Below are 23,450 nucleotides of genomic sequence, written 5' to 3'. Positions count from 1 at the left end.
TAAAATGGACAACCAGCAGTTGGAACTTAGTGGGCCCGCCAGCTGAGCGATACGCCCGGCGTGCCCCCGCCGAAATAGGTAGGCGCCATGTGCAGGCCGGTCAGCTGCGGCTTACGGCCCCAGCGGTTGCGGTGGGTCAGGTAGCCCAGGTGAGCGGACAGAATCCCGAAGCCCGCGCCGGCTACTACGTCGGACTGCCAGTGCTTGGTGTTAATCATGCGCAGGGCGGCCACGCTGGTGGCCAGGGTATAGGCCCCGATGCCGTACCACTGGCTTTTATCCCGAAATTCGTTGTGCACGATGCTAGCGGCCAGAAAGGCCTGGGCCGTATGCCCGGACGGAAACGAGAGATTGTCCGAGCCGTCGGGGCGGGTTTCGTGGCTCAGGCTTTTCACGGCAAAAACGGACGCCAGCATAATCACCTCCGATTTGCCAATGACGAGCAGCGTATTCAGTCGGTCGTTCTTCGATTCTACGCCCGCCAGCGCCACCAAGCCGAGCTCGGCGTAAGGGGCAAAAATCAGGATGTTGTCGAGGTGAGAACGGTAGGTGGGAAAGAGCTTGTGAATGTCGCGGTTGGCCTGCTGGTTAGTATAAAAGCCGCCCCCGTTAAAGGTATAGGCCCCGTAGCCAATCAGCAGGGCCGGCACGATGCTGGCCTTCACCAGCTTTTTCTGAAAGAACGGGGTGCCGGGCCGGACTGGGGATACGCCGGCGGGGTTCTCAAACTTGTGCGTCGTATCGGCGGCCGCGGGGGTTGGGTTCTGCGGAACTTGGGCGAAAGTTGGCGAGGCAAAGCCCAGCAGAAGTATGGCAAGGAACGTGTGGGTGGAGCGAAGCAGGCGCATGGGGTAAGAAAGAGCGTGAAACCATCTGCCCAGGCCGCTGAACGGCGCCAGTTGGGCAACGCCCAAACCTAGCGGCCGAATCTGACGCAAATCTGCCTTCTGCGCTTTTCTCCCTTTCACTATCCTGGTCGGCGCTACTCAAACCCGCCCCCGTCGTCGGCCGGCTCACTTTTGCGGGCCGGCTTGGTGGTCTGGCTGTGCCCGAAACGGTAGGCAAAACCCAGAAAGGCGATGCGCGACTCCCGCTTAAAGCGGCTGTCCGTGACCAGGCCGGGGCCGGTGGCGGTGAAGTCGTAGCGCAGGGTATTGAACACGTCGGCCACGCGCAGGGTGACGGTGCCCCGATCGCCGAGCACGTTGTGCCGGGCCCCGAAGTCGATGTTGAAGTTTTGCCGCCGCTGGCCCTGGGAAGTGTTGATGGGGGAGCGGTAGTTCAGGGCCAGCTGCAGATCCAGTTGCTTGCTGAGCGAGAAGGTATTGTTGAGCCGGGTTGAGTACACCTGGCTGGCCGTATTGATGGGCGTCCCGTCGGCCGAGGCACCCTTAATAATGCGCCGGAAAGTGGAGGCCGTGCCGTTGAGTTTCCAGAAGCTGGTCAGGGGCGTAGCGCCCACCAGCTCCAGCCCATAAGAGGTTTCCTGGCCCAGATTCTGGCGGGTGGTGCTGGTCACGATGTTGCCCGTAAGCGGGTCAGTGAGCACCCGGCGAAAGCCCTGGGCGGTGTTGGTTTCAAGCCGGTAGAAGGCCGTGGCACTCACGCTGCGCCCGCCGGCGAAGGTCTTCTGTGTGCCCAACTCTACGGCGTGCACGTATTCGGGCCGCAGTTGCGGATTGCCCGTCACCAGGTTGAGCTGATCGGAGCGGTCGGTGAAGGGGTTCAGCTCACCGGCATCGGGCCGCTCGATGCGCTTGCTATAGCTGAGCTGCAGGCGCTGGTCGTGGGGCAGCTCATAGGCCAGCACGGCGCTGGGAAACAGGTTGAAGTAGTGCTGGGCGAATTGCTCGCGGGAAGCCAGCTGGTTGCCGTCCAAGTTAGTTTGCTCAGCCCGCAGCCCCACCTGGTAGCTGAAGCGGCCCCGCGCATTGACGTAGAGAGCATAGCCGGCCTGCACGTACTGGTTGTAGAGAAACCGGTTCGACGGATCAAAGGAAAGCGCCGGAGAGTGGCTAAACCGGTAGTCCAGGTCGTAGCGGCGCAGGGTGCTGCGCAGGCCGGCCTCCACGTGGCTTTTCTCGCCCAGCGGGTGGCTGTAGTCGACCTGGGCGGAGGCCTGAGTCGTGTGGTTGACGGTGCGCTGCTGCTGGGTGACGGCCGTGTTGTCCGTCGGATAGCTGATGAGGGACCTCACCGTGTTATCGGCCAGCAGGGGCGTATAGACAGCGTTGGCGGTTAGCTCCCGCCCTTCCTGCCCGGCCCAGGTGCGGCGGTAATCCAGGGCCACATCGGCTGAGCGGAAGCGGCCCGTGCTGGTGTTGACGCGGTGGCTGGTGCCGGCCAGTACCGGCCGGTTGCCATCCGTGACATTCACTTGGCGCGAATCCAGCGTTTCCTGGCTTTCGAGCGGGTTGAGGCGGGGCTGCACGGCCAGCGTGAGCGTCTGCTCGGGCGTCAGCGCGTAGTCCAGGCCCAGGCGCAGGGCGTGGGAACTCTGGGTGTTAACGCCGGTGCGGTCTTGGTGCAGTTGCAGGGTGGTGTCGCGCGCCGTGGTGGTCTGGTCGAGCCGGCCGGTAATGCGGCGCCGGTCCTGGCGGAAGTCGTAGGAGGCAAACGCATTGAGCTTGCCCCGGCGCAGGTTCAGGCTCAGCGAGGTGTTGTACTTGCCGCCGGTGCCCGCCGTCGCGCTGGCCTGGCCGTTGAGGCCGTCGCGCCGCTCTTTCTTAAGCACGATGTTGAGAATGCCGCCCGCCCCGGCCGCGTCGTAGCGCGAGGAAGGGTTGGTAATCACCTCCACACTCTGGATGGTGCTGGCCGGAATCTGGTCGAGCGTAGTGGTGGTGGGCTTGCCGTCGATGAATACCGTCACGCCGCTGGAACCGCGCAAGCTCACGGCCCCGTTCTGATCCACGCTTACCGAAGGCACGTTTTGCAGCACGTCGATGGCCGTGCCGCCGGTTACGGTCAGGTCCTTGCTCACGTCGATAACCTTCTTGTCGAGGTTGTCGCTCACCACTGGCCGCTCCGCCGTCACCACTACGTCGCGCAGCTGGGTAGCCGTACTGCGCAGGCGCAAGGTGCCCAGCGTCAGGGAAGGCGTGGCCGTGGTGAGGGTAATGGTGCGGCGGCCGGTGCGGTAGCCCACGGCGGTGGCCCGCAGAAAGTACGTGCCCAGGGCCAGCTTTTCCAGCGCAAACGCGCCGCTTTCCGCCGTCTGCGCCCCGGCCACAAAGCTCGAATCGGGGGCGCGCAGCAGCACTACATTGGTGAAGGGCAACGGCTGGCCCGTCGCCGCATCCAGGAGCGCACCGCGCACCGCGCCGGTCTGGGCCTGAAGCAGCAGGGGGCAAAAGCCCACTAAAAAGGCCAGCAACAAGGCTGGCCGCAGGATGCGTACTCTATCTTTCATACTGGCTGGCAAGGTAGAAGGCCGGCCCGCGCTCCGGGCCGGCCTTCTAACCAAATTGTCACTGCTGACGCGCGTAGGCGCCCTTATTTCTTTACTTCGGTGCCATCGGCGTGAAAGAGGACGTCCCGCTTCTTGCCGGCCTGGCTTACTTCCGCCTCGTAGGTGGTGGCGCCGGTGGCAGCCGTCACGATTTTGGCGGCCTCCAGGACTTTATAGCCTTTGTAGTCGGTGGCCAGCTTGGTGCGCACGGCGGCTGGCAGTTGCGTGACGGGCATTTCCATCTCCGTTTCCAGCAGCGTCCCGGTGGGCGTAATCACTACCGACATTTCGCTTTTGCCCTGGGTGAAGCCGGCCTCATAGTTAGCCTCTTCCTTTTCCCAGGCCACCGCCTTGACGGTGGGGTACGCTTTTTTGAAAGTCGCCACGGTGGCGGCCGGAACTTGCTTGGCGGTTATTTTCTGGGCCTGGGCGGCCAGGCTTGCCAGCGGTAGTAATGCGGCAAATAGCAGGAGCTTTTTCATGACTTTTTGGAAAGAAAGTGGATGATGACGCAATACTAGCGGCTCATTCTGTCGGCAATCTGACACTTCCTTCTTTCTAGTTATATGCGTCTAGGCAGAACTGAGCTGTTATTTGTTGGCGGTTGAGTTGCCGAATCCAAGTCCCTGCACCGCGGGCAGCGGGGCCGAGTTTCTTCAATTCGCACCGGCTCATAATACTGCCATTCTCCCTTCTTTTTGACCTGCTGCCCAATCGGGCACTCGTCATTGTCGTGGAACGGCAAGCGTACGGGTTCCGGCAAGGGGGCGCGCAGGCCGGTTACGTGGGCCGTATGCTGAAAGAAAGGCTGGGTTTTAGCCATAAGTAAACGAGGGATTGTTCGCCTGTTCGTCACCGCTTCAGGACGACTGTACGCCGTAGCACCCAGACACTATAGGGTTGTACGAATCTTGAAGCGCTGTATCAAGGCCGTTTTGGCATCTCCGGCTTCACTACTGATGTAGAGGTCCCCATTAGAGGCAAAGGAGAGCCCTTCGGGTTGCGGAAACAGATTTCGGGGCAGTTTGTCGGCATGTAGTATATGCCCCTGGGCATCGAGCTCCAGCAGGGCATTGCCACTGGCAGCGGCAATAAATAGGTGGCCCGTCTGGGGCTGAATGGCAATTGCGGAGGGGGCAAAGCGGTTAATGGCAGCATTTGTGGCCTGCACCTGCGCCACACTCAATAGATAAACGGGCTTCACGCTTTGGTGAAACGTGCTAGGATCAAGCCGGTACACGGCACGCATCTGGTCGGGGCCACCCACCCCGGCGGCTCCTTTACAGGCAACCAGCAAGGATTTCGTGGCCGCATCATAGGCAAGCCCCTCCGGGTTGTTGGCCGTGCTTAGCCCCGTAGCATAGGTGGTTGTCTTCGTGCCCGAGCGTCGGAACAGGGTCCCGTCGCTGCGCAGAATAAACCAGTCCTTGCCCACCTGCACTATATCCTCATAGTCCCCGGCGGGGCCGAAGGCAATGGTCTGCTCGATACGCTGGGAAAGCAGGCTGTAGATGTAAATGGTCCCTGTTTGATCCTCAATGCACGCCACGCGCTGGTTGGGCAGCATGGCAATGCCGGAGAGTTCCCGCAGCGCCGTGGGCATCCGGAACGTGGCAGTCGGCCGGGTCAGGTCGTAGCTGGTAGTGGAGACAACAGGAGCCGGAAAGTAGGCTTCAACGGCTGCGAAAAGCACTAAAAATAGGAGGTTGTGCATGAGCTGAGGGCAGAATGAAGTAGTTGAAGCAGGCGCAGGTGGCGGTAGCAGGTATCCAACCTACTTGAGCTTAGCAGGAATGATGCAGTACTATGGGTACCGGCTGGCTTTTTGGTAAAGCACCGACTTGATTCTGTATTAAATCTGCACCGGGTGGCGGGCCTCTGGTTCAGCCTGCCCGGCAACTCATTCCTCGCTCGCTATACGCGGCTTGGCCCTCAGCTCTTGCTACGACGGGAACTGCACCTTTTGATCGGGCAGACAGATTTGCTTCAGAAACCGATTCTATCCTTGCTCAATCTAACTTCATTCAATCTTCATAAATATGATTAGTCATAATTATTAGCGCGTTAAAGACTAGTTAAAGCGTTTTAATTTATTTTTAATCATATTTTAATGTGGCTTGCTTTGACGCTTTTTAGAATGCTTTCACCTTCTCTCAATTCCTGTTTCTGTGACTGACAACCACCTTGTGCAACCCCGCCCTCCTGGTCGCAGCTTTCTGCACCCAATTCTGGTCTGGCTACTTACTTTATCCTTGCTGCTAGCCGGCTGCGTCAGCACCAAGTCGGCCTACACCCGTGAGCAGGTAGCCCGCAAGCTCCAGGCTCGGGGCGGCTTTGAACTGGGGCCGGTCCGCGCCGCCAACGCCCCCGCGCCCCCGCTGCCCAACCTGCAGGATGGCCTCAGCGAGGAAGAAACAGTGGGGCTGGCCCTCACCCGCAACCCCGCCTTTCAGGCCGACCTGAGCACGCTGGCCCTAGCCCAGGCTGATTTACAGGACGCGGGCCTGCTGGCCAACCCGGTGCTGTCGGGTATTACCTCCTACGGCAGCGCGCCCTTCTCATTAGCCCTGAATTTCGCCTCCGACCTGCTCTGGCAGCGCCCGGGCCGCGTGGGCGCCGCCCAGCTCGAAACCCAGCGCGTAGCCGAAAACTTGGTCAGCCGCGGCCTGCTCGTGGGCCGCGACGCGCAGGTGTCCTACACCGACGTGACCCTGGCCGATGAGCGCCTGCGTATTGCCCGCGAAGCCATTGCCATGCGGGCCGAGGTAGCGCGCATCGTCCGCTCCCGCTACCGGGTGGGCGAGGCCAGCGAATTGGAAACCGTAGCGCCCAGTGCCGATTCCTTGCGGGCCGTGGACGACTACTACCGCGCCCGCCGCGATGCTCGGGTGGCCCGGCTGCGCCTGCTGACCCCGCTGGGCCTGGACTCTATGAATGTGGACTCTGTACGCTTTGTGGTAACTCCGGCCGCTGCTGCTGCCGTGCCACCACTGCCCGCCTTGCTGGACTCGGCCTACGCGGCCCGGCCCGACCTGTGGGCGGCGCGCACGGGCATCGAGGCCATCGGCAAACGGCTAAAGTGGGAGCGGAGCCGGGTATTCTCCTTCGTGTTGTCGCTGAATGCCCGCCTGAATGACCCGAACCCGGTTCACCTCGGTCCTGGCGCGGCCATCGGGTTGCCCATCTTCAACCGCAACCAGGGCCGCATATCCCGGGTGAAGGCCGAGCTTGAGCAGGCCTCCTGGCAGTACCTGGCTTTACGGCAGACCGTGGGCCTCGATGTGCGTGAGGCCTACGTCCAATACGAGCAGGCCACCCAGAGCGTGGCGCTGTGGGAGCGAAGCTACCTGCCCAGCCTGCAGGATGCGTTGCGCCGCTCCACCAAAGCCTTTATCAACGGGGACTTCCCCTACGTGCAGGTGGCCGAAACCACCCGCCAGCTGCTCGACGCCCGCCAGCGTGCCGCCGACGCCCGTGCCGACCAGCGCCGGGCCCTGGCCCGGCTCCGCTACAGCGTAGGCGGGGCCCGTTTCTAACTCTTTTTCAGACCAATAGATTATGTCCGCATCGAACGTATTCGTTGTTTCCCGCCGCTTCGCGCTGCTCAGCCTGCTCAGCTGCGTGGCCTGCGGCAAAGCGGAAAAACCCAAGGCCGTCAGCCCCTCGGAGGTGAAAAACCCGGTCAAGGAATCGCAACTGACCACCGTGGCCATTACGGCGGAGGCCGAGAAGCGCCTGGGCATCCGCACGGCCGTCATCAAAGCCGATAACGTGCAGGCCACCCGCGAGGTGGGCGGTGAGATTCAGGCCGTGCCGGGCCAGGCCGTGACCATCGTGGCGCCCGTGCAGGGCACGCTGCGCGGCGGTGCGGGAATCACCGCCGGCCAGCGGGTGCGCCAGGGCCAGACGCTCTATAGTCTGGTCCCCCTGCCGCCGGAGCGCGACCTGCTGACCCTTGACCAGGGCACGGCCCAGGCCCGCACCCAATTGCAGGTGGCCCAGGCCCGCTTGGCCCGGGCCGAAGACCTGCTGGCCGACCGCGCCGGCAGCGTGCGGGCCCGCGACGATGCCCGCGCCGACGTGGCCCTGGCCCAGCGCGCCCTAGCCGACGCCCGCGCCCGGCAGGGAGCTATGAGCGGCAACACGGGCGGCGGCCAGGCCTTGCCCATCAAAGCGCCTCTGAGCGGCGTGGTACAGCGCGTGACCGTGGCCCCAGGTTCCGTGGTGACGACCAATACCGTGCTGCTGGAGCTAGCCGCCCTGAATAAGGTGTGGGTGCGCGTGCCCTTGTTCGTGGGGGACTTGCGCCGCCTCAGCCCCGGCCAGACCGTGACGGTGCGGCCGCTGAACGGCGGTGCGGCCCGGCCAGCCAAGCCGGTGGACGCCCCTACGATTGGCGGTACCGCCGGCACGGCCACAGCCGACGTTTTCTATGAAATTGATAACGCTGACGAAGCCTTCCGCCCCGGGGAGCGGGTCGCCGTCGATGTGGCCCTGGGTAGCGGCGACTCCGCCGCAGGCGGCCCAGGCGCAACGTCCGCCACCACACGGGCCCTGACTATTCCGGCCGCCGCCCTGCTCTACGACGCCTCGGGCGGCCAATGGGTGTACGTGCACACTGCGCCCCAGCAGTACACCCGGCACCGGGTGGAAGTGCAGCGCACAGTGGGCGACCAGGTGGTCATTTCCCGGGGCGTAAAGGCCGGGGCCGAAGTCGTCACCGACGGCGCGGCGGAGTTATTCGGAACTGAATTTGGCGGCAGCCACTAATCAATGGGGGAATGAATAAATGGTTGAATGAGTGAATGCTCCAGTGGAGCTATCTATTTATTCGCCCATTGATTCATTCCACCATTCACTCTTGACCTTATGAAGTGGATTATAGAATCGGCCCTGCGGCTGCGGCTGGTGGTCGTGGTGCTGTTTGGGGTACTGCTGGTTGCGGGCCTGCAGGTAGTGCGCAATACCCCGCTGGACGTGTTTCCCGAGTTTGCCCCGCCCTACGTAGAAGTGCAAACGGAAGCCCCCGGCCTGAGTACAGCCGAGGTGGAAGCCTTGGTGAGCGTACCCCTGGAAAATGCGCTGAACGGCACGCCCGACGTGAAGAAAATCCGGTCCAAGTCGGTGTTGGGGCTCTCGTCGGTGGTGCTCTACTTTCCCCAGGGCATCGACATCAACAACGCCCGCCAGGCCGTGCAGGAGCGGCTGGCGCGGGTGGCGCCCACCCTGCCCGGCGTGGCCCGGCCCCCGGTGATGCTCTCCCCGCTGTCGTCGACGAGCCGGGTGTTGAAAATCGGTGTTTCCTCGGATAGCCTCACGCAGGTGGAAATGACGACGCTGGCCCGCTGGAGCATCCGCCCCCGCCTGATGGCCGTGCCCGGCGTGGCCAACGTGGCTATCTGGGGCCAGCGCGACCGGCAATTGCAGGTGTTAGTCAACCCCGAGCAGCTGCGCAACCTGGGCCTGACGCTGGCCGAGGTGGAAAAGGCCGCTGCCGACGCCACGACGCTGGCCGGCGGGGGCTTTATCGACTCGCCTAATCAACGGCTGGCCGTGTCGCAAAGCTCGGCCATCCAGTCGGCCGCCGACCTAGCCCAGATGCCCGTCACCTTCCGCAATGGCGTGAGTTTGAAGCTGGGCGAGGTAGCGCAGGTAGTCGAGGGCTTCCCGGCCCCCATCGGCGACGCGGTGATTAACGACGGTCCGGGACTGCTGCTCATCGTGGAAAAGCAGCCCGGCGCGAATACCCTGGACGTGACCCGGCAGGTGGAAGCGGCGCTGAATGCCATGCGGCCGGGGCTGAAAGGGCTGGAAATCGACTCGACCATCTTCCGCCCCGCCACCTTTATCGAGATGTCGCTCAGCAACCTGAATAAGTCGTTGCTCATCGGCTGCGTGTTGGTGGTGCTGGTACTGCTGTTCTTCCTCTACGAGTGGCGCACGGCCCTGATCAGCGCCCTGGCCCTGCCCACGTCGCTGATTGCGGCGGCGCTAGCCCTGCGCTACTCCGGCAAAACCATTGATACAATGGTGCTGGCCGGCCTTATCATTGCTCTGGGGGAAGTGGTCGACGATGCCATTATCGACGTGGAGAACATCATGCGCCGGCTGCGGCTCAACCACGAGGCCGGCTCGCCTAAATCGGCGTTTGCGGTGGTCTATGAGGCCAGCATGGAAGTCCGCTCGGCCGTGATTTACGGCTCGGTTATCGTGGCGCTGGTGCTGCTGCCCATCTTCTTGCTGCCGGGCCTGTCGGGGGCGTTTTTCCAGCCGTTGGCATTTTCCTACGTGCTGGCCATTCTGGCCTCCCTGTTCGTGGCCCTGACGCTCACGCCGGCCTTAGCCTTGATCCTGCTGCCCAAGGCGGCAGCCAAGGAATCCAAGGACTCGCCGGTGGTGGCCTGGCTGAAGCGCCACTATGCTCGGATGCTACCCGGTTTGCTGGCCCGGCCCAAGCGCGTGGCTTGGTCATTGACAGCCGCCGCGGTGTTCTCGATGCTCACGCTGCCGTTTTTCGGCCAGGAGTTTCTGCCCAACTTCAAAGAGTACGACTTTCTGATGCACTGGGTGGAGAAGCCCGGCACCTCGCTGCAGGCCATGTCGCGCATCACGGTGCGGGCCAGCAAGGAGCTGCGTGCCATTCCCGGGGTCCGCAACTTCGGGGCCCACATCGGCCGGGCCGAGGTAGCCGATGAGGTGGTTGGCCCCAACTTCACCGAGCTCTGGATTTCCGTCGACCCCAAAGTGAACTACGAGCAGACCGTGGCCAAAATCCAGACCGTGGTAGACGGCTACCCCGGCCTCTACCGCGACTTGCTAACTTACCTGCGGGAGCGAATCAAGGAGGTGCTGACCGGCACCTCGGCCACTATCGTGGTGCGCATCTTCGGTCCCGACCTCGACCAACTTTACACTAAGGCCAAGGAAGTAGGAGGTAAGCTTGAAGGCGTGGACGGTGTGGTAGATCTGAAAGTACAGCAGCAGACGCTGGTGCCCCAGATTCAGGTGAAGATCAAGCCCGAAGCCGCGGCCCGCTTCGGCCTGAACCCCGGCACCGTGCTCCAAGCCATCAGCACCCTGGTGAAGGGCCGCAAGGTGGGCGAAATCTACCAGGAGCAGAAGATCTTCGACGTGGCCGTGTGGGGGCAGCCCGCCGTGCGCGCCGACTTCGGGGCCGTGCGCGACCTGCTCATCGGCCTGCCCGGCGGCGGCTCGGTACCTTTGCGCGAGGTGGCCGATGTGCTCATCGTACCCACGCCCAACGAAATCACCCGTGAAGCATCCTCCCGCCGCATCGATGTGACGCTGAACGTGCGGGGCCGAGACCTAGGCTCCGTGGCCCGCGACGTGCAAGCCCAAGTCGACGGCGTGGTCTTCGAACCCGGCTACCACCCCGAAATCCTGGGTGAGTACGCCGAGCGCCAGGCCTCGCAAAATCGAATGCTACTGCTGGTCGGTCTCTCGCTTATCGGCATCTTCCTGGTGCTCTACACCGACTTCGGCACGCTACGTCTGGCCACGTTGGGGCTGCTGAGCCTGTTTTTTGCCGTGTCGGGCTGCCTGCTGGCGGCGTTTCTAACGGGCGGCGTACTGTCCTTGGGCTCCATCGTGGGCTTTATCACAGTGCTGGGCGTGGCGGCCCGCAACAGCATCATGCTCGTGAGCCACTACCGCCACCTGGAGGTGGAGGAAGGCATGCCCTTCGGCAAGGACCTCATCATCCGCGGCTCTCTGGAGCGGGTGTCGCCCATCATCATGACGGCCCTGACCTCGGTGCTAGCCCTGCTGCCCATCATCGTGGCCGGTAACGAGCCGGGCTCCGAGATTGAGCACCCGATGTCAGTGGTCATTCTGGGCGGCGTCATTACCTCGACGGTGCTCAATTTACTGGGCATGCCGGCGCTGTACTGGGCCTTCGGGCGCAAACAGGGCGCGGAGTCAGCAACGGCCGAACCCACCGTTTCGTAGCAGAGGCTGCCGGCACCCTTCTGCCCGCAGCAACTAACGGCAAACGCGCTTTCTGGCGAACCAATAGGCAGAAATCGCCCAGTCGGTTTTACCTTGCTCATCTACTTGTCTTCGGTCATGTGGTGGTTATATGCCTTGCTCTCCGCGTTGTTTGCGGCCTTGACGGCCGTGCTGGCCAAAGTCGGTATCCGCGGCGTCGACTCTAACCTGGCAACGGCCATCCGCACCGTGGTAATTCTGGTGCTGGCCTGGGCCATTGTCTACGTCCGCGGCGGGCTCAGCGGAATAACGGCCCTTACGCGCACCAACCTGCTGTTTTTGGGCTTGTCGGGGCTGGCGACGGGCTTGTCGTGGCTCTGCTACTTCAAAGCCCTGCAGATGGGCACGGTTTCGCAGGTGGCCCCGGTCGATAAGCTCAGCGTGGCGCTGGCCATTGGCTTATCCGTAGCATTTCTGGGTGAGCGGCTCACTTGGCAGACCGGCGTGGGCGCAAGCCTTATAGTCGCCGGCACACTGGTACTCATCTGGAAGTGAATCAGGAAAAGCACCGCAGTCCCGACCGCTGGTTTGGGCCCAAGCATTAAGCTGCCATTCAGAAATCCCACAGAATCTAGTAGCATTTTTGATCTTCTATCCTGAATGTGCCCGTATGAAACTGTTACTGGTAGAAGATGAGGAGGCCCTGCGCCAGACGCTGGTAGAGGCCCTGCGCGAAAACGGCTACCTGGTGGAAGTAGCTGTCAGCTTCGAGCAGGCTTACGAAAAAATCAAGCTCTACCAGTATGACTGCGTACTGATTGATCTGACCCTTCCCGACGGAGATGGGCTGGATCTAGTGCGCACGCTCAAGTCCGACGGCTCCGCAGCCGGCGTGCTCATCCTCACCGCCCGCGACGGCCTCGACGACCGGGTGCAGGGGCTGGACCTGGGTGCCGACGATTACCTGACCAAGCCCTTCCATCTGTCCGAGCTGAATGCCCGCCTGCGGGCGTTGCTGCGTCGCCGGCAGTTCAACGGCCACCATCACATTGTGTTCCGCGACCTGCTGGTGTGGCCCGATCTAAGTGAAGCCCACGTGCGTGGGGAGCCCCTGAACCTGACCCGCAAGGAGTACGATCTGCTTCTGTACTTCCTGGCTAATCCCGGCCGGGTACTGACTAAGGAAGCCGTAGCGGAGCACCTCTGCGGCGACGCAGTGGATACTGCCGACTCCTTCGACTTCATCTACACCCACATGAAAAACCTGCGCCGCAAGCTGCAGGAAAAAGGTGCCGACGAGTACATCCAGACGCTCTACGGTGTAGGCTACAAGCTGTTGAAAGAGTAGGCTAGTCTGCTTTTCTTCCCTACTTCTATGAAGCTGCTGACCGCTACTACCCGCTATTACCTGCTGCTCACGGCCGGCCTGTTCGCCCTGGCCAGCGCCCTGCTGTATGTGGGCTTTGGCTGGGCGTTGCGCAACGAGGTGGAAGAATTGCTGTACAATCGCCAGCTGCACATCCAGAACCTGGTAGCTAGTGGCCTACCACTGCCCGCGGCCGCATTCACCGACAACCTGGAGTACAGCCAGCAGCCTCTGCCTCTAGGATTCTCTGACACGCTGCTGTTGGATACGGTGGAGCGGGAAATGGTGCCCTACCGCCAGCTTACCTTCCGGCTGCAACCGGCAAGGGCGGTCAGTGCGCCTCAGTGGCTGACGCTGCGCAAGTCACTCGTCGAAACCGAGGACGTGCTGGCCGTGGTGCTGGGCGTGATGGTGGGCGTGCTGGCGCTGCTGCTGCTGGGCGTGGTGGGCCTGAACCGCTGGCTGGCCGGCCGCATCTGGTCCCCGTTTCAGCGCACCCTAGCTGCGCTAAGGGCCTACGACCTGCAGCGCCATCAGCCCTTGAACCTGCCCACTCCCGCCATTGAAGAGTTTGCGGCCCTGAACCAGGCGCTCAACAGCCTGAGTGAGCGCCTGGTACTGGATTACGAGAGCCTGCGGCAGTTTACCGAAAACGCGGCTCACGAAACCCAAACGCCCCTGGCCATCATTCAGGCCAAGCTGGAGCAGCTGCTGCAGGCACCGACGCTGATGCAAGACGAAGGCACGGCCAACCTAGTAGGCGAAACGTTGCGGGCCACCCTGCGTCTCTCGCGCCTGCATCAGTCTCTGACGCTTCTCACGCGCCTGGAAAACCACCAGTTTGTGCCGACCCAGGCCGTACCCTTGCAGCTGGAGGAAGTGCTACGCGAGCGGGCCGCCATGCTGGAACCCCTGTTGGCAGCTCGTCAGGTGACGCTTACGATGCACACCGAACCGCCGCTGCCCCTGCGCACGATGCACCCCGGTCTGGCCGATTCGCTGCTCCAGAACCTGCTGCATAATGCCATCCGCCACAACTACCCCGGCGGACAAGTCGAGGTGTTCCTGCAGGCAAAATCATTGGCCATCAGCAATACTGGGCCAGCGCCCACGGGTGATCCAGCGCGGTTTTTTGAGCGTTTTCAGAAACACAACCTGGCGTCCGATTCCCCCGGCCTGGGGCTGAGCATTGCCCAGCACATCTGCCGGTACTACGGCTTCAAGATTCAGTATGCATTTACAGAAGTCGATGGCCGCCACACCCTGCGCGTCCAATTTGCGTGAGCTATGTCACTTGTTTCATCTTCTTCTGTACTCCCAAGAAGGCGCTTCAGGGCTTTGTTTCCTGCTTACCCTATGAACTAAGAAGCATTTGCCGGTGCGGAGTAGCTGATGAATACTAGGGGGTGGGCGAAGGCAAAAGGAAACGAAATTATCAGATCGGGTAGGTCTTTTTTCATTACTCGGCAGCTCATTGAGTTGCTTTAGGCTGTTCGGAGAAGCAGGGTGGGGCTTACGTATGGGTTCGGTCTCGCCGAGGTTGTCGGTGGGAAAAACAGTGAGCTGCGCGCTTAGTCGGAACAGCTACAGTCCAAAGGTTCAGTAGTATGAAAGGATAACACTTTGGCTCTATTTTATGCCCGGAAAATGCGTTGGGAGCCCGTATTAGCTCTTTCCGCTTGCTACGGTAATTGTCAATACAATCTTCACTGTATGGGCTTTTCTTCTCAGTTTTCAGGTCCAGAACGAGGTAAAAGACTGACTTAAACGAGTCAGTCTTTTACCAAGCAATAGAACGCTCATTCCGACTTATACCACTTCACTGACGCAGGAAGTCAATACGATCGGCTTTTTCAGAGAATCAGTTCGTAGTTCCGGCTTACTCACCTCTGGGTTTGGCAACTCTACTGTCTTTCGCATCTTCTCTAAAATAGTCTCTGCATTGGCCGCCTGCCAGCATTCCCGCTTAATCGTTGGCGCCAAACCAACGAGTCTCTCAAGCTCTTCCTTCATGATGGTTTCTACCCGCTCCTCATAACGAAGGGTAGTAACGATGCTGTCGTGGATAGTAAGCAGCGGTGCCTTGGGATACTTTTTAGCAATAACTCCGCAGACCTTCCTCAAAACAATATGAGATTCGAGTATCTGGAGCAGGCGGGGCAACATAGTGTGGTCCTCCTCTTTGAGCATTCTAAAGATCTGGGAAACCGAAGGGAAGAGCTTTTCGAACAGCTTTTTCCGCTCAGAGGTGTACCTGTTCTTGGCAAACAGGACCTCAAAGATGGCTTCCTTTACTTGCCCCCTTCCGCAGTTGGCTTCCCCTAGCTGGGCTCTGAACTTGTCCTGCAAGTACTCGTACAAGAGCCCGTCGGAGGTGAGAGTGTTGAAGGTTCTAATGTCTTGTGCATCAGGGTTAAATCCTGTATTTTGTAGAATAATGTAGGGTTGATCCATTTGATGTTTCTCCCTTTCCTGTTTTATCTGTGTTCCTTCCTTATCAAAAAAAAGGCGTGGGAGCACTCCTCCTGACTCTTTGTAAAATTCCGGGCGTAGGAGCAGGGTGGCCAGATAGGGTTGACTGTTGGCGATGTCCAGTGATACCAGTGCCTCCCCGTCGTAGGTGAGGAAGTGACGTAGGCCGCTGGGCATGTTGGTAAGCGGGGTGTGAAGCCGGTTGACTTTATCATCTATAACTACATCCCACACCTGATGCTCTAGGCGTCCGATGCAGTATTCCGCGTGGTTATATTGCTCAATTGGGTCAACGTAGGCATCAACGCGTTGATAGGACGAGTTGCTGCTTTTTTTGACTTTACGCAATTCGGGGTACAGCTGTATCAGGCCTAGACGTTCTTGATTCCACTGCCGAGCGGCGGCGTCTATTCGTAAGAGACCATCAGGCACCAGGTACTTCAACAAGTGCTGGTAATCACGGTGCCGAGGGCTACACCACTCTTTACTATGTAAGGCGCTCATGCGCTTTTTAAACGCTTTAGTAGTAACCTCTACGAATCGGATTGGCTGCTGGCGATATGCTTCCGTGAACCGATATTTCCTGCTTTTGCCTGGCTGCTTAACAGTGCCCGGTCGGAACGTTCCATTCTTGTATACCTCAATTATGCCTGCTCTTTTGAGGTAAGCCAAGTAGACATTATAGCGTGGAACTACCCGTTGGAGGGAGTGAGCAACCACGGGCACATACCCATCGACTATCCTTTCTGCAAATTTTTTGTTTCGCAGAGGGGCAGCGGTGAGAAAGTCCAGAATGTAGATGAGGTGGTCAATATTGAATACGGCGACCTCATTGATTTCATATGGATGACACTGCTCCAAGAGAGCATGTACATCCAAGTTGCTGGGTATTATCAGCATTGCTGAGAACCACAGTAGTAGGGCCGAAGCATGCAACTACGTGGAATTTAGCTTTTTGCGGCGCAATTCGCCGAAAGGGCCTTTTCTGAAAATTTATTTTCAGAAAAGGCCCTTTCGGCGATGACCTAGGCGGCGCTTTTCTGGAACCGGCGACGAGCGTGCTTTCGCGTACCGTCAGGACGTAGCTGCTTCTTAAAAGCAGCATTAAGCTCAGCCTTGTTGTAGTACGTCGTGCCTCTCTCATCTAGTTTAAAACGAGAGATAGTGCCCTTCTTAGACCACCGGTGGATGGTTTGCCGGCAAACATCAAAAAATAGGGCAGCCTCTTTAACCGTCAACCACTCAGTAGAGGGCTGAGGAGCAGTGTATTGCTGGGCGAGTAAGGCCAGCCGCACGGCAAGTTTTTCCTCTACGATTTGCTCGATAAGAGGAGAGAAGGCCTGAATAAGGCCAGTTAGCATGCTAGCGCCACTCTGAGAGGGAGCAAACATGCCGTCACGAGTCGTAAGGACGTCGTGATGGAGGTTGGGTAGGGAAGTCATTGGCCCCTCGGGGCAACGAGTTTGTGTGAGTACCTTCTGTACTCTTCTGCAAAATTAGGGGCAGGAACATTACTTCCAAAAAAATGACCCTGGAAGTATAGGTTTCGCCGCTAAGGGAATGAATAACAGACAGAAATATCACTGTCCATAAGCTGCGGCGAATGCATCGGCGGCTGACTCATCAGTAACGTTTACATAACGCTTGAAGGCGGCCCAAGTACGGTGGCCACTCACCTTCATCACCCGGCTCATTTCGATGCCGTCTTCCAGAGCGAGGGTTACGAAAGTACGCCGTGCAGTGTGGGTAGTAACGAAAGCGTACTTAGGGGCGCGTTCTGCCAAGCGTTTTCCGCCGCTGTATCGAACGCGTTCCACCTCCCGATCAATACCGGCCAGCTGGGCCAATTCTTTCACGTACTGGTTAAGCTTCGGGTTACTGATTGGACGAACGTGCCCAGCTTGAACGCGAGCGACAATGCGACGTGCCTCAGGCCGTAACGGGATGATTTGGTCCTCAGCCGTTTTCTGGGTGGTGATTCGCAAGGAGGTTTCAAAGATGTGCTCTGGCCGCAAGGTGCTGATGTCGGAATAACGTAGGCCCGTGTAGCACCCGAGCAGGAAGAGGGCCCGGGCATTGTCTAGGTAAGAACCATCAGGGAGGTTCAGGTCAGCAATAGTACGGAGCTCGTGAGCCGTAAGAGTCAGAATAGACGGTTCACGGCGGCGCCAGGTGAACCGTTTAAAAGCCGTATTGGTGTGCAAGCCACGATCTTGGGCGTAGCCCAAGAAATTCTTTAGTGTCGCTAGGTTCTTGTGTATAGCCGAGTCAGCTAACTCCCGCTGCTCCATCAGATACGAGGTGAACTTGTCAGCAAAACCTAAAGTGAAGTAGTCAAAGTCTATGGGGTGCTTCGCGTACTGACCGAACTCGCGCAGGTGGCGCAGCGCGGTCCGGTAAACTTTGATAGTGTTCGGGCGCTTGCTACGGCTGCAGTAGTCTATCCAGTCAGCAAAGGCATGGAGAGCGTCAGCTTTATCGGGAGCCGCGCTGACCTCTTTAGGTTCTATTGCGGCTCGTAAGGCTTGAGCGTCGGGAACTAGGCCCTTCGCACGTTGATCGGCATAGAACTCCAGTAGCTGCTCGCGGAACAGGTCAAGGGTGTCGTTGAGCACTTGGTTAGCATTGCCCTGTCTGTAAGTCTTAGCACGTTGCTCCCCCGTATCCCACTTTGCTGGTAGAATCTTAAGGTCAGTATAGACCTTGGTCCGTTTCCCGTTTGCATTGAACAGGATAAAAATGGATGTAGGCTTGTCGCTCTGGGGGCGCTTTAGGTGGAAGCTGAGGCTGGCCATATAGATCAGTAACCAATGTGGTAAGCAAAGCTAATATATTTGATCTGGGGTACAAATAGGGGTACAGAACTTGCGTCAAGTTGCGACTAAATGTTACTTCCTGATAATTCGTGCCCCCTCAATAACCTACTTGGGCATATTTTACTGCTGCATTCAATCGCATATAGATACTAGGTTCGACTCCCTGCAGCTCCACTTTAAACCGCCTTTCCTGCTATGAGAAGGCGGTTTTTTTATTTTAGCCGCCTCACAAGCCGCCAGCTGTGCGCGGGGCCGGGGCCGTGGGGCGTCCCCGCTGGTTACCCCACCCAAACTCTCTGCTTTCTCGCATGACGCCTGTTCTTCGCCTGACTTTGGTGGTGTTGCTGCTCGGCCTGGGTATGCTTTACAGCGTGCGCAGCGGCAAGCTCACGGCCGCTGCGGCCTGGACGGGCGGTGGGCTGGGCCTGCTGATTTTTATGGGCAGCGGCTGGGCCGGGCTGGGGCTGCTGGCTTTATTTTTCGGGCTCGGCTCAGCGGCCTCGGCCTGGAAAGTGGCCGACAAACGCCGGCTCGGGCTGGCCGAGGCCAACAAGGGCCGCCGCACCGCGGGCCAGGTAGTGGCCAATGCGGGTGTGGCAGGGCTGCTGGGCGCCGCTGCCTGGCTCTGGCCGGCCCAGGCCCCACTGCTGCACCTGCTGCTGGCTGGCAGCTTTGCCGCCGCTACGGCCGATACGCTGTCTTCGGAGCTGGGCAACATCTACGGCCGCCGCTACTACAATGTCCTCACCTGGCGGCCCGACGTGCGGGGTGAAAACGGCGTGGTAAGTCTGGAGGGCACGCTGCTGGGGCTGGCGGGCAGCGCTTTGGTAGCCGGGGCATATTGCGCGGCTTTTGGCTGGGGCGCAGCCTTTGGGCAGCTGCTGCTGGCCGGCACCGTCGGCAACCTGACCGACTCGGTGGCCGGCGCCGCACTGGAGCGCCGCCACCTGCTGGGCAACAACGCCGTCAATATGCTCAACACCCTGGCCGGGGCCCTGACGGCGGCGCTGCTAGCCGCCTGAAGCGGGGTTTGGACCGTGGTGCGTTAGCGGGACTCGGCCAGTTTGTAGCGGTTCAGCAGCGTGAGTAGCACGCCGTTGGTCCAGCCGAAGCCATCCTGGGTTGGGTACTCGCCGCCGCCGGCCTTGAGCTGGGTGTTTACCACATTGTACTTCTCCATCAGCTTCCCAGTTTGGGCAAACACGTCGGCATTCAGGCGCACCCAGCGCGTGGCAATAGTGCGGGCCAGGGCTGGATGGTGGTAACGCTCCAGTCCGTCGATGGCCAGCCACTGCAGCGGGGCCCAGGCGTTGGGCGCGTCCCACTGCTGTCCGCTGGCGCTGAGCGTGGTGAGCAGACCGCCGGGGCGCAAGAATCGGCTTTGCAGGCCGGCGGCTACTTTATCGGCCTGGGCAGAAGTGGCCAGGCCGAAGGCGAGCGGGTACACGCCGGCCAGGGTTTGGATGGTGGAGCGTTGGTGGCGGGGCAGGTTGTAGTCCTGAAACCAGCCGGCTTGGGCATCCCAGCAGTAGCGCAGCACGGCGTTGCGGCGGCTTTTGGCTTTAGCTTGGAAAGCGGCTGCCTGAGTTGCGTGGCCCTGGAGTTCGTAGGTGCGGGCCAGGGTAGTTTCGAGGTAGTACAGCAGGCAGTTCAGATCCACGGGCACCAGGTCGGTGGTTTGAATGGAGCCCAGCTGCCCGTCGGGGCCAAACCAGCGGGTGCTGAAATCCCAGCCCGAGGCGGCCGCGGCGCGCACGTTTTGGTAGAAAGCCGCCGGGGCCTGCTTGCTCAACCGAGCCGCCGCCACGTCCTCGGCGTACGACTCTTCCCGGGGCTCGGCGCTGCCGTCCCAGTAGCGGTTGAGCACTTCCCCACCGGGCATGCGCACGGCCCGGCGCCGGGCCGTGCCGGGTTGGAGCGAGTCGGCCCCGCTCATCCAGTAGGCGTATTCGCGCAGAAGCTGGGGCTGGTAGCGGACCAGGCTTTGCGCGCCTTCCTCCTCGGCCAGCAGACTCACCATTAACGCAAAAAACGGGGGCTGGGACCGGGTTAGGTAGTACGTGCGGTTGCCATTCGGAATAAAGCCGTAGTGGTCGAGCAGGTAGGCGAAGTTGTCGACCATGTGGCGGATGACCGGCGTGCGGTGGCTTTGCTGCAGGCCCAGTATAGTGAAATAAGAATCCCAGTAGTAGACCTCCCGAAACCGCCCTCCCGGCACAATGTACGGGTAGGGCAGGGGGAGCAGCGACGAGCCCGGCCCGGCCGCGGCCGAATCGGGGCGGCGCTGGAGCACGGTCCAGAGCGTGTCGAGGTGGGGGCGCAGGCCGGCGGCCACGCGGCTTTGGTAGTGGGCCTGGGCCGCGGCCGGCGCCGTGAAGTAGGTATCCACAAACGCGCGCAGCTCGAAGCCGGGCTGGTCTTTCTGCCGGGCGTAGGCCGCCATAACCTGGGCGGGCGGCTGCCGGGCCACGGCATCGACGAAGGTTTTGTTGTCGGGATACACGCGGGCCAACTGCACGGCCTCAAACAAACCGGGGTAGAGCTGCCGGGGCGAGGCGGGCAGCTGGGCCAGGGCCGGTAGGCGCAGCAGACAGAAAAAGAGCAGCAGTTTTTTCATGGCAGTACTCGTGTGTGGTTTGACGGCCGGGCCGACGGGCAGTATACCCCAAATCCGGCCGGAAGGCTGAGCCTGGCGGTTGAGGCTGGCCCGGTCAGCGCCCCGCCGGGGTAACATGGTTGAGCTGGGGGCCGGCAGAATCCGCCGCGGCGCAAACCCTGGTTCGGGGCCGCGTGTTTAGGGAAGTCACGGCCCCGGGCTGCTTAGTAAGTCCGACCGGCCCTTGTTTTCCTGAGAGAAGTATGACCGCAAAAAAACTCGCCGACCTGCCGCTGTCCGTGCTGGATCTGGCCGCCATCCGGGAAGGCCACACGCCGACCGATACCTTCCGCAACAGCCTCGACCTAGCCCGTCACGTGGAAAAGTGGGGCTACGTGCGCTACTGGCTGGCCGAGCACCACAACATGGCCAGCATTGCCAGTTCCGCCACCGCCGTGCTCATCGGCCACATTGCCGGCGGCACCTCCACTATCCGGGTGGGCTCGGGTGGCATTATGCTGCCCAACCACGCCCCGCTGATTATTGCCGAGCAGTTCGGCACCCTCGAATCCCTGTACCCGGGCCGTATCGACCTGGGCCTGGGCCGGGCGCCCGGGACCGACCAGCTCACGGCCCAGGCCCTGCGCCGCGACCTGCAAGGTTCCGTCAACGACTTTCCGCGCCACGTGCAGGAGTTACAGGCGTATTTGTCGGCGGAAAACCGCACGAGCAAGGTGCGCGCCATTCCGGGCGAGGGCCTCGACATTCCGATCTGGCTGCTGGGTTCCAGCACCTACAGTGCCCAGCTGGCCGGGATGCTGGGGCTGCGCTTTGCCTTCGCCAGTCATTTCGCGCCCCACCAGCTGCAGGCGGCCCTGGCCACTTACCGCCACCACTTTACGCCCTCCGAGCACCTGGCCGAGCCCTACGCCGCGGCCTGCGTCAACGTCATTGCCGCCGATACGGCCGCCGAAGCCGAGCGCCTGGCCACCTCTTTCTACCAGTTTGCGCTGGGCATCGTGCGCGGGGGCATCAGCCGGCCCCTGCAGGCGCCCATCGACAGCATGCGCGGGGTCTGGAATGAGTTTGAGGAAGAAGCCGTCCGGGGTATGATGACGTATTCGTTTATCGGCGGACCGGCCGAAATTCGCCGGGAGGTACAAGCCTTCGTGGACGCTACCCAGGTGGATGAGCTGCTGGCCGTAGCCCACATCTTCGACCACGACGCCCGCCTGCGCTCCTACGAAATCCTGGCCGAAACCCGGCAGGCAGTGTCGTAGCGGTTCGATTCCTTGTTTGCCATAAAAGAGCCCCGCCGGACTCCCGGCGGGGCTTTTTTATGGCTTTTCGACACCTGAGGCTACGCTGATTTTTTCCGGTGGGCCAGCAGCCAGATGCCGCCCGCCAGCAAGGCCAGCCCGGCCCCGATTACCGCGGTTCGGGGAGCGGTGGGCGCAGTTGAAGCAGGTTTTTTGCGCGGGGCAAGGTCGGCGTCGGTAAAGGCGCGGCGGCCGGTGACGGCCAGAATCAGGCGGACCGTTTCGGCGGGCTGGTCCCACTGCGGGAAGTGGCCGCAGTGCTCAAACCAGTACAGGCGGGCGTCGGGAAACTTGATCAGGGCCAGCTCGGACTGGCTGGGTAGGCACACCCGGTCTTGGCGGCCCCAGCCAATGAGCAGCGGCTCGGTGATGCTGCCTCGGGGCGCGGGCTTTTGTACTTCGCCGTGGGCCAGCTGGTCGAGCATTTCCCCGAACACGGGCGTGTGGGCCAACGTGTACATTTCGTCGGTGGACTGCTGGGCATCCAGGGCCCAGGGCCGGGCCGAAAACTGCGGCAGCAACGCCGTGCGGCCCACCGCCGAGTGCATCAGCGCGGGCATCACCGGCTGCAGGGCCGTCACCAGCTTTTGCGAAACGGCGACGGAGTGGTAGAACACCGGAATCTGCCAGCCCTGCCAGAAGCCGCCGGGGTCGAGGGATACGACGGCCCCGAGCACGCCCCCGCGCCGGGCCAGCTCCAGCACCAGCCGGGCCCCCATGGAGGAGCCCACCGCGTCGATGCCCAGCAAGTCGTGCTCGGTCAGAAAGGCGGTCAGCGCGTCGGCGAAAGTGCCGATGGAGTTTTCGCCGGCCAGGGCGGGGGAGGCCCCGTGCCCGGGCAGGTCGACGGCCAAGACCTCGCGCTCCGCAGCCAGAGGACCCATGATGGTATTCCAGGAGCGCCAGCTGCCGCCGATGCCGTGAACCAGCAGCAGCGGCCGGCCGCTACCCTGACGAACGTAGTGCAAATCCATAAGAGGCGTAGAAGTAAGTGAGCAAACAGAACTTGCTATACGGCTCCGCCGGCCGGAAAGGCGGACTGGGCCGGGCCGCGCGGCGGCGAGCAGGATGGTACAGGGCGCTGATGCCGTCGGCCGCGGCTATGTTTAGCCCTTCCTTCAGCTCCCGTCCGTATGCGCCTTTCGTCTTTCTTGTGGCTGCTCGCCCTGCTCTGCCTGAGTTTGCCCGCCCGCGCCCAGTTGGCCGCTTCCGGCCGGCAGGTGCAGTATTTGTCGGGTACCGACAACGGGCACACGGCCACCTGGGACTTTTTCTGCACCGGCGGGCGCCGCAGCGGCACCTGGACCACCATTCAGGTGCCCTCGTGCTGGGAGCAGCAGGGCTTTGGCTCCTACAACTACGGCCGCGACTACAAAACCTACGGCAAGAACTTCCGCTTCGCCGATGAGAAAGGGCTCTACAAACACCGGTTTCGGGTGCCGGCCGGCTGGCGGCAGGGGCCGGTGTTTATCGTCTTCGAGGG

The 23,450-nt window shown here is 61.2% G+C and carries 17 protein-coding genes and 1 pseudogene; 9 read left to right on the top strand and 9 right to left on the bottom strand.

Annotated elements, in window-relative coordinates:
* Window positions 1–26: 26 nt before the first annotated feature.
* From EWM57_RS11035 to EWM57_RS11020, 4 genes are all read right to left on the bottom strand, one after another.
* On the bottom strand, window positions 27–848 hold the full coding sequence (locus EWM57_RS11035) for a phosphatase PAP2 family protein (protein WP_129921205.1): 822 nt from the start codon (window positions 846–848) through the stop codon (window positions 27–29).
* Window positions 849–982: 134 nt separating this feature from the next.
* On the bottom strand, window positions 983–3,412 hold the full coding sequence (locus EWM57_RS11030) for a TonB-dependent receptor domain-containing protein (RefSeq protein WP_129921204.1): 2,430 nt from the start codon (window positions 3,410–3,412) through the stop codon (window positions 983–985).
* 83 nt (window positions 3,413–3,495) lie between these two features.
* Entirely contained in the window at window positions 3,496–3,933 is a 438-nt protein-coding gene (locus tag EWM57_RS11025) for a PepSY-like domain-containing protein (RefSeq protein ID WP_129921203.1), read from the bottom strand.
* Window positions 3,934–4,343: 410 nt separating this feature from the next.
* On the bottom strand, window positions 4,344–5,165 hold the full coding sequence (locus EWM57_RS11020) for an SdiA-regulated domain-containing protein (RefSeq protein WP_129921202.1): 822 nt from the start codon (window positions 5,163–5,165) through the stop codon (window positions 4,344–4,346).
* 538 nt (window positions 5,166–5,703) lie between these two features.
* Here EWM57_RS11020 and EWM57_RS11015 point away from each other — a divergent pair.
* The 6 genes from EWM57_RS11015 (at window position 5,704) to EWM57_RS10990 (ending at window position 14,048) form a co-directional block, all read left to right on the top strand.
* A complete protein-coding gene (locus tag EWM57_RS11015; RefSeq protein WP_129921201.1) occupies window positions 5,704–6,987 on the top strand; it encodes a TolC family protein in 1,284 nt (427 codons plus the stop codon).
* 22 nt (window positions 6,988–7,009) lie between these two features.
* The gene (locus EWM57_RS11010) at window positions 7,010–8,221 is read left to right on the top strand and encodes an efflux RND transporter periplasmic adaptor subunit (RefSeq protein ID WP_129921200.1); all 1,212 of its coding nucleotides are present in this window, start codon (window positions 7,010–7,012) and stop codon (window positions 8,219–8,221) included.
* A gap of 99 nt (window positions 8,222–8,320) precedes the next feature.
* Window positions 8,321–11,419: an efflux RND transporter permease subunit gene (locus EWM57_RS11005; protein ID WP_129921199.1), complete on the top strand. Its 3,099-nt coding sequence runs from the start codon at window positions 8,321–8,323 to the stop codon at window positions 11,417–11,419.
* Between the two features lie 117 nt (window positions 11,420–11,536).
* On the top strand, window positions 11,537–11,953 hold the full coding sequence (locus EWM57_RS11000) for an EamA family transporter (protein ID WP_129921198.1): 417 nt from the start codon (window positions 11,537–11,539) through the stop codon (window positions 11,951–11,953).
* Between the two features lie 115 nt (window positions 11,954–12,068).
* On the top strand, window positions 12,069–12,746 hold the full coding sequence (locus EWM57_RS10995) for a response regulator transcription factor (protein WP_129921197.1): 678 nt from the start codon (window positions 12,069–12,071) through the stop codon (window positions 12,744–12,746).
* A gap of 27 nt (window positions 12,747–12,773) precedes the next feature.
* A complete protein-coding gene (locus EWM57_RS10990; protein WP_129921196.1) occupies window positions 12,774–14,048 on the top strand; it encodes a sensor histidine kinase in 1,275 nt (424 codons plus the stop codon).
* Window positions 14,049–14,573: 525 nt separating this feature from the next.
* Here the strand turns inward: EWM57_RS10990 and EWM57_RS10985 are convergent.
* From EWM57_RS10985 to EWM57_RS10975, 3 genes are all read right to left on the bottom strand, one after another.
* The gene (locus tag EWM57_RS10985; protein ID WP_129921195.1) at window positions 14,574–16,136 is read right to left on the bottom strand and encodes a hypothetical protein; all 1,563 of its coding nucleotides are present in this window, start codon (window positions 16,134–16,136) and stop codon (window positions 14,574–14,576) included.
* A 125-nt stretch (window positions 16,137–16,261) separates the two neighbouring features.
* Window positions 16,262–16,627 carry a helix-turn-helix domain-containing protein gene (locus EWM57_RS10980; protein ID WP_165370485.1) on the bottom strand — a complete coding sequence of 122 codons (366 nt, stop codon included), beginning with the start codon at window positions 16,625–16,627 and terminating at the stop codon, window positions 16,262–16,264.
* Between the two features lie 189 nt (window positions 16,628–16,816).
* The gene (locus EWM57_RS10975; protein ID WP_129921193.1) at window positions 16,817–18,031 is read right to left on the bottom strand and encodes a site-specific integrase; all 1,215 of its coding nucleotides are present in this window, start codon (window positions 18,029–18,031) and stop codon (window positions 16,817–16,819) included.
* A 329-nt stretch (window positions 18,032–18,360) separates the two neighbouring features.
* Between EWM57_RS10975 and EWM57_RS10970 the strand changes: the two genes are divergently transcribed.
* Window positions 18,361–19,074 (top strand): DUF92 domain-containing protein, encoded by a 714-nt coding sequence (locus EWM57_RS10970; RefSeq protein ID WP_129921192.1) that lies wholly within the window; start codon window positions 18,361–18,363, stop codon window positions 19,072–19,074.
* 23 nt (window positions 19,075–19,097) lie between these two features.
* Here the strand turns inward: EWM57_RS10970 and treF are convergent, their stop codons facing one another.
* On the bottom strand, window positions 19,098–20,669 hold the full coding sequence (treF, locus tag EWM57_RS10965) for an alpha,alpha-trehalase TreF (protein WP_129921191.1): 1,572 nt from the start codon (window positions 20,667–20,669) through the stop codon (window positions 19,098–19,100).
* Window positions 20,670–20,911: 242 nt separating this feature from the next.
* Here treF and EWM57_RS10960 point away from each other — a divergent pair, with 242 nt between their 5' ends.
* The gene (locus EWM57_RS10960; protein WP_129921190.1) at window positions 20,912–21,928 is read left to right on the top strand and encodes an LLM class flavin-dependent oxidoreductase; all 1,017 of its coding nucleotides are present in this window, start codon (window positions 20,912–20,914) and stop codon (window positions 21,926–21,928) included.
* Between the two features lie 80 nt (window positions 21,929–22,008).
* Here the strand turns inward: EWM57_RS10960 and EWM57_RS10955 are convergent, their stop codons facing one another.
* Complete coding sequence (locus EWM57_RS10955) at window positions 22,009–22,941, bottom strand: alpha/beta fold hydrolase (protein ID WP_129921189.1); 933 nt, start codon at window positions 22,939–22,941, stop codon at window positions 22,009–22,011.
* Window positions 22,942–23,100: 159 nt separating this feature from the next.
* On the opposite strand from EWM57_RS10955, the pseudogene EWM57_RS10950 reads away from it, so the two are divergent.
* A pseudogene (locus EWM57_RS10950) lies at window positions 23,101–23,450 on the top strand (hypothetical protein); the annotation flags it as partial.

The organism is Hymenobacter persicinus (assembly GCF_004167665.1).
GTDB lineage: Bacteria > Bacteroidota > Bacteroidia > Cytophagales > Hymenobacteraceae > Hymenobacter > Hymenobacter persicinus.
The sequence above is the reverse complement of the archived record's forward strand: the minus strand, read 5'-3'. Positions and strand labels throughout refer to the sequence as shown.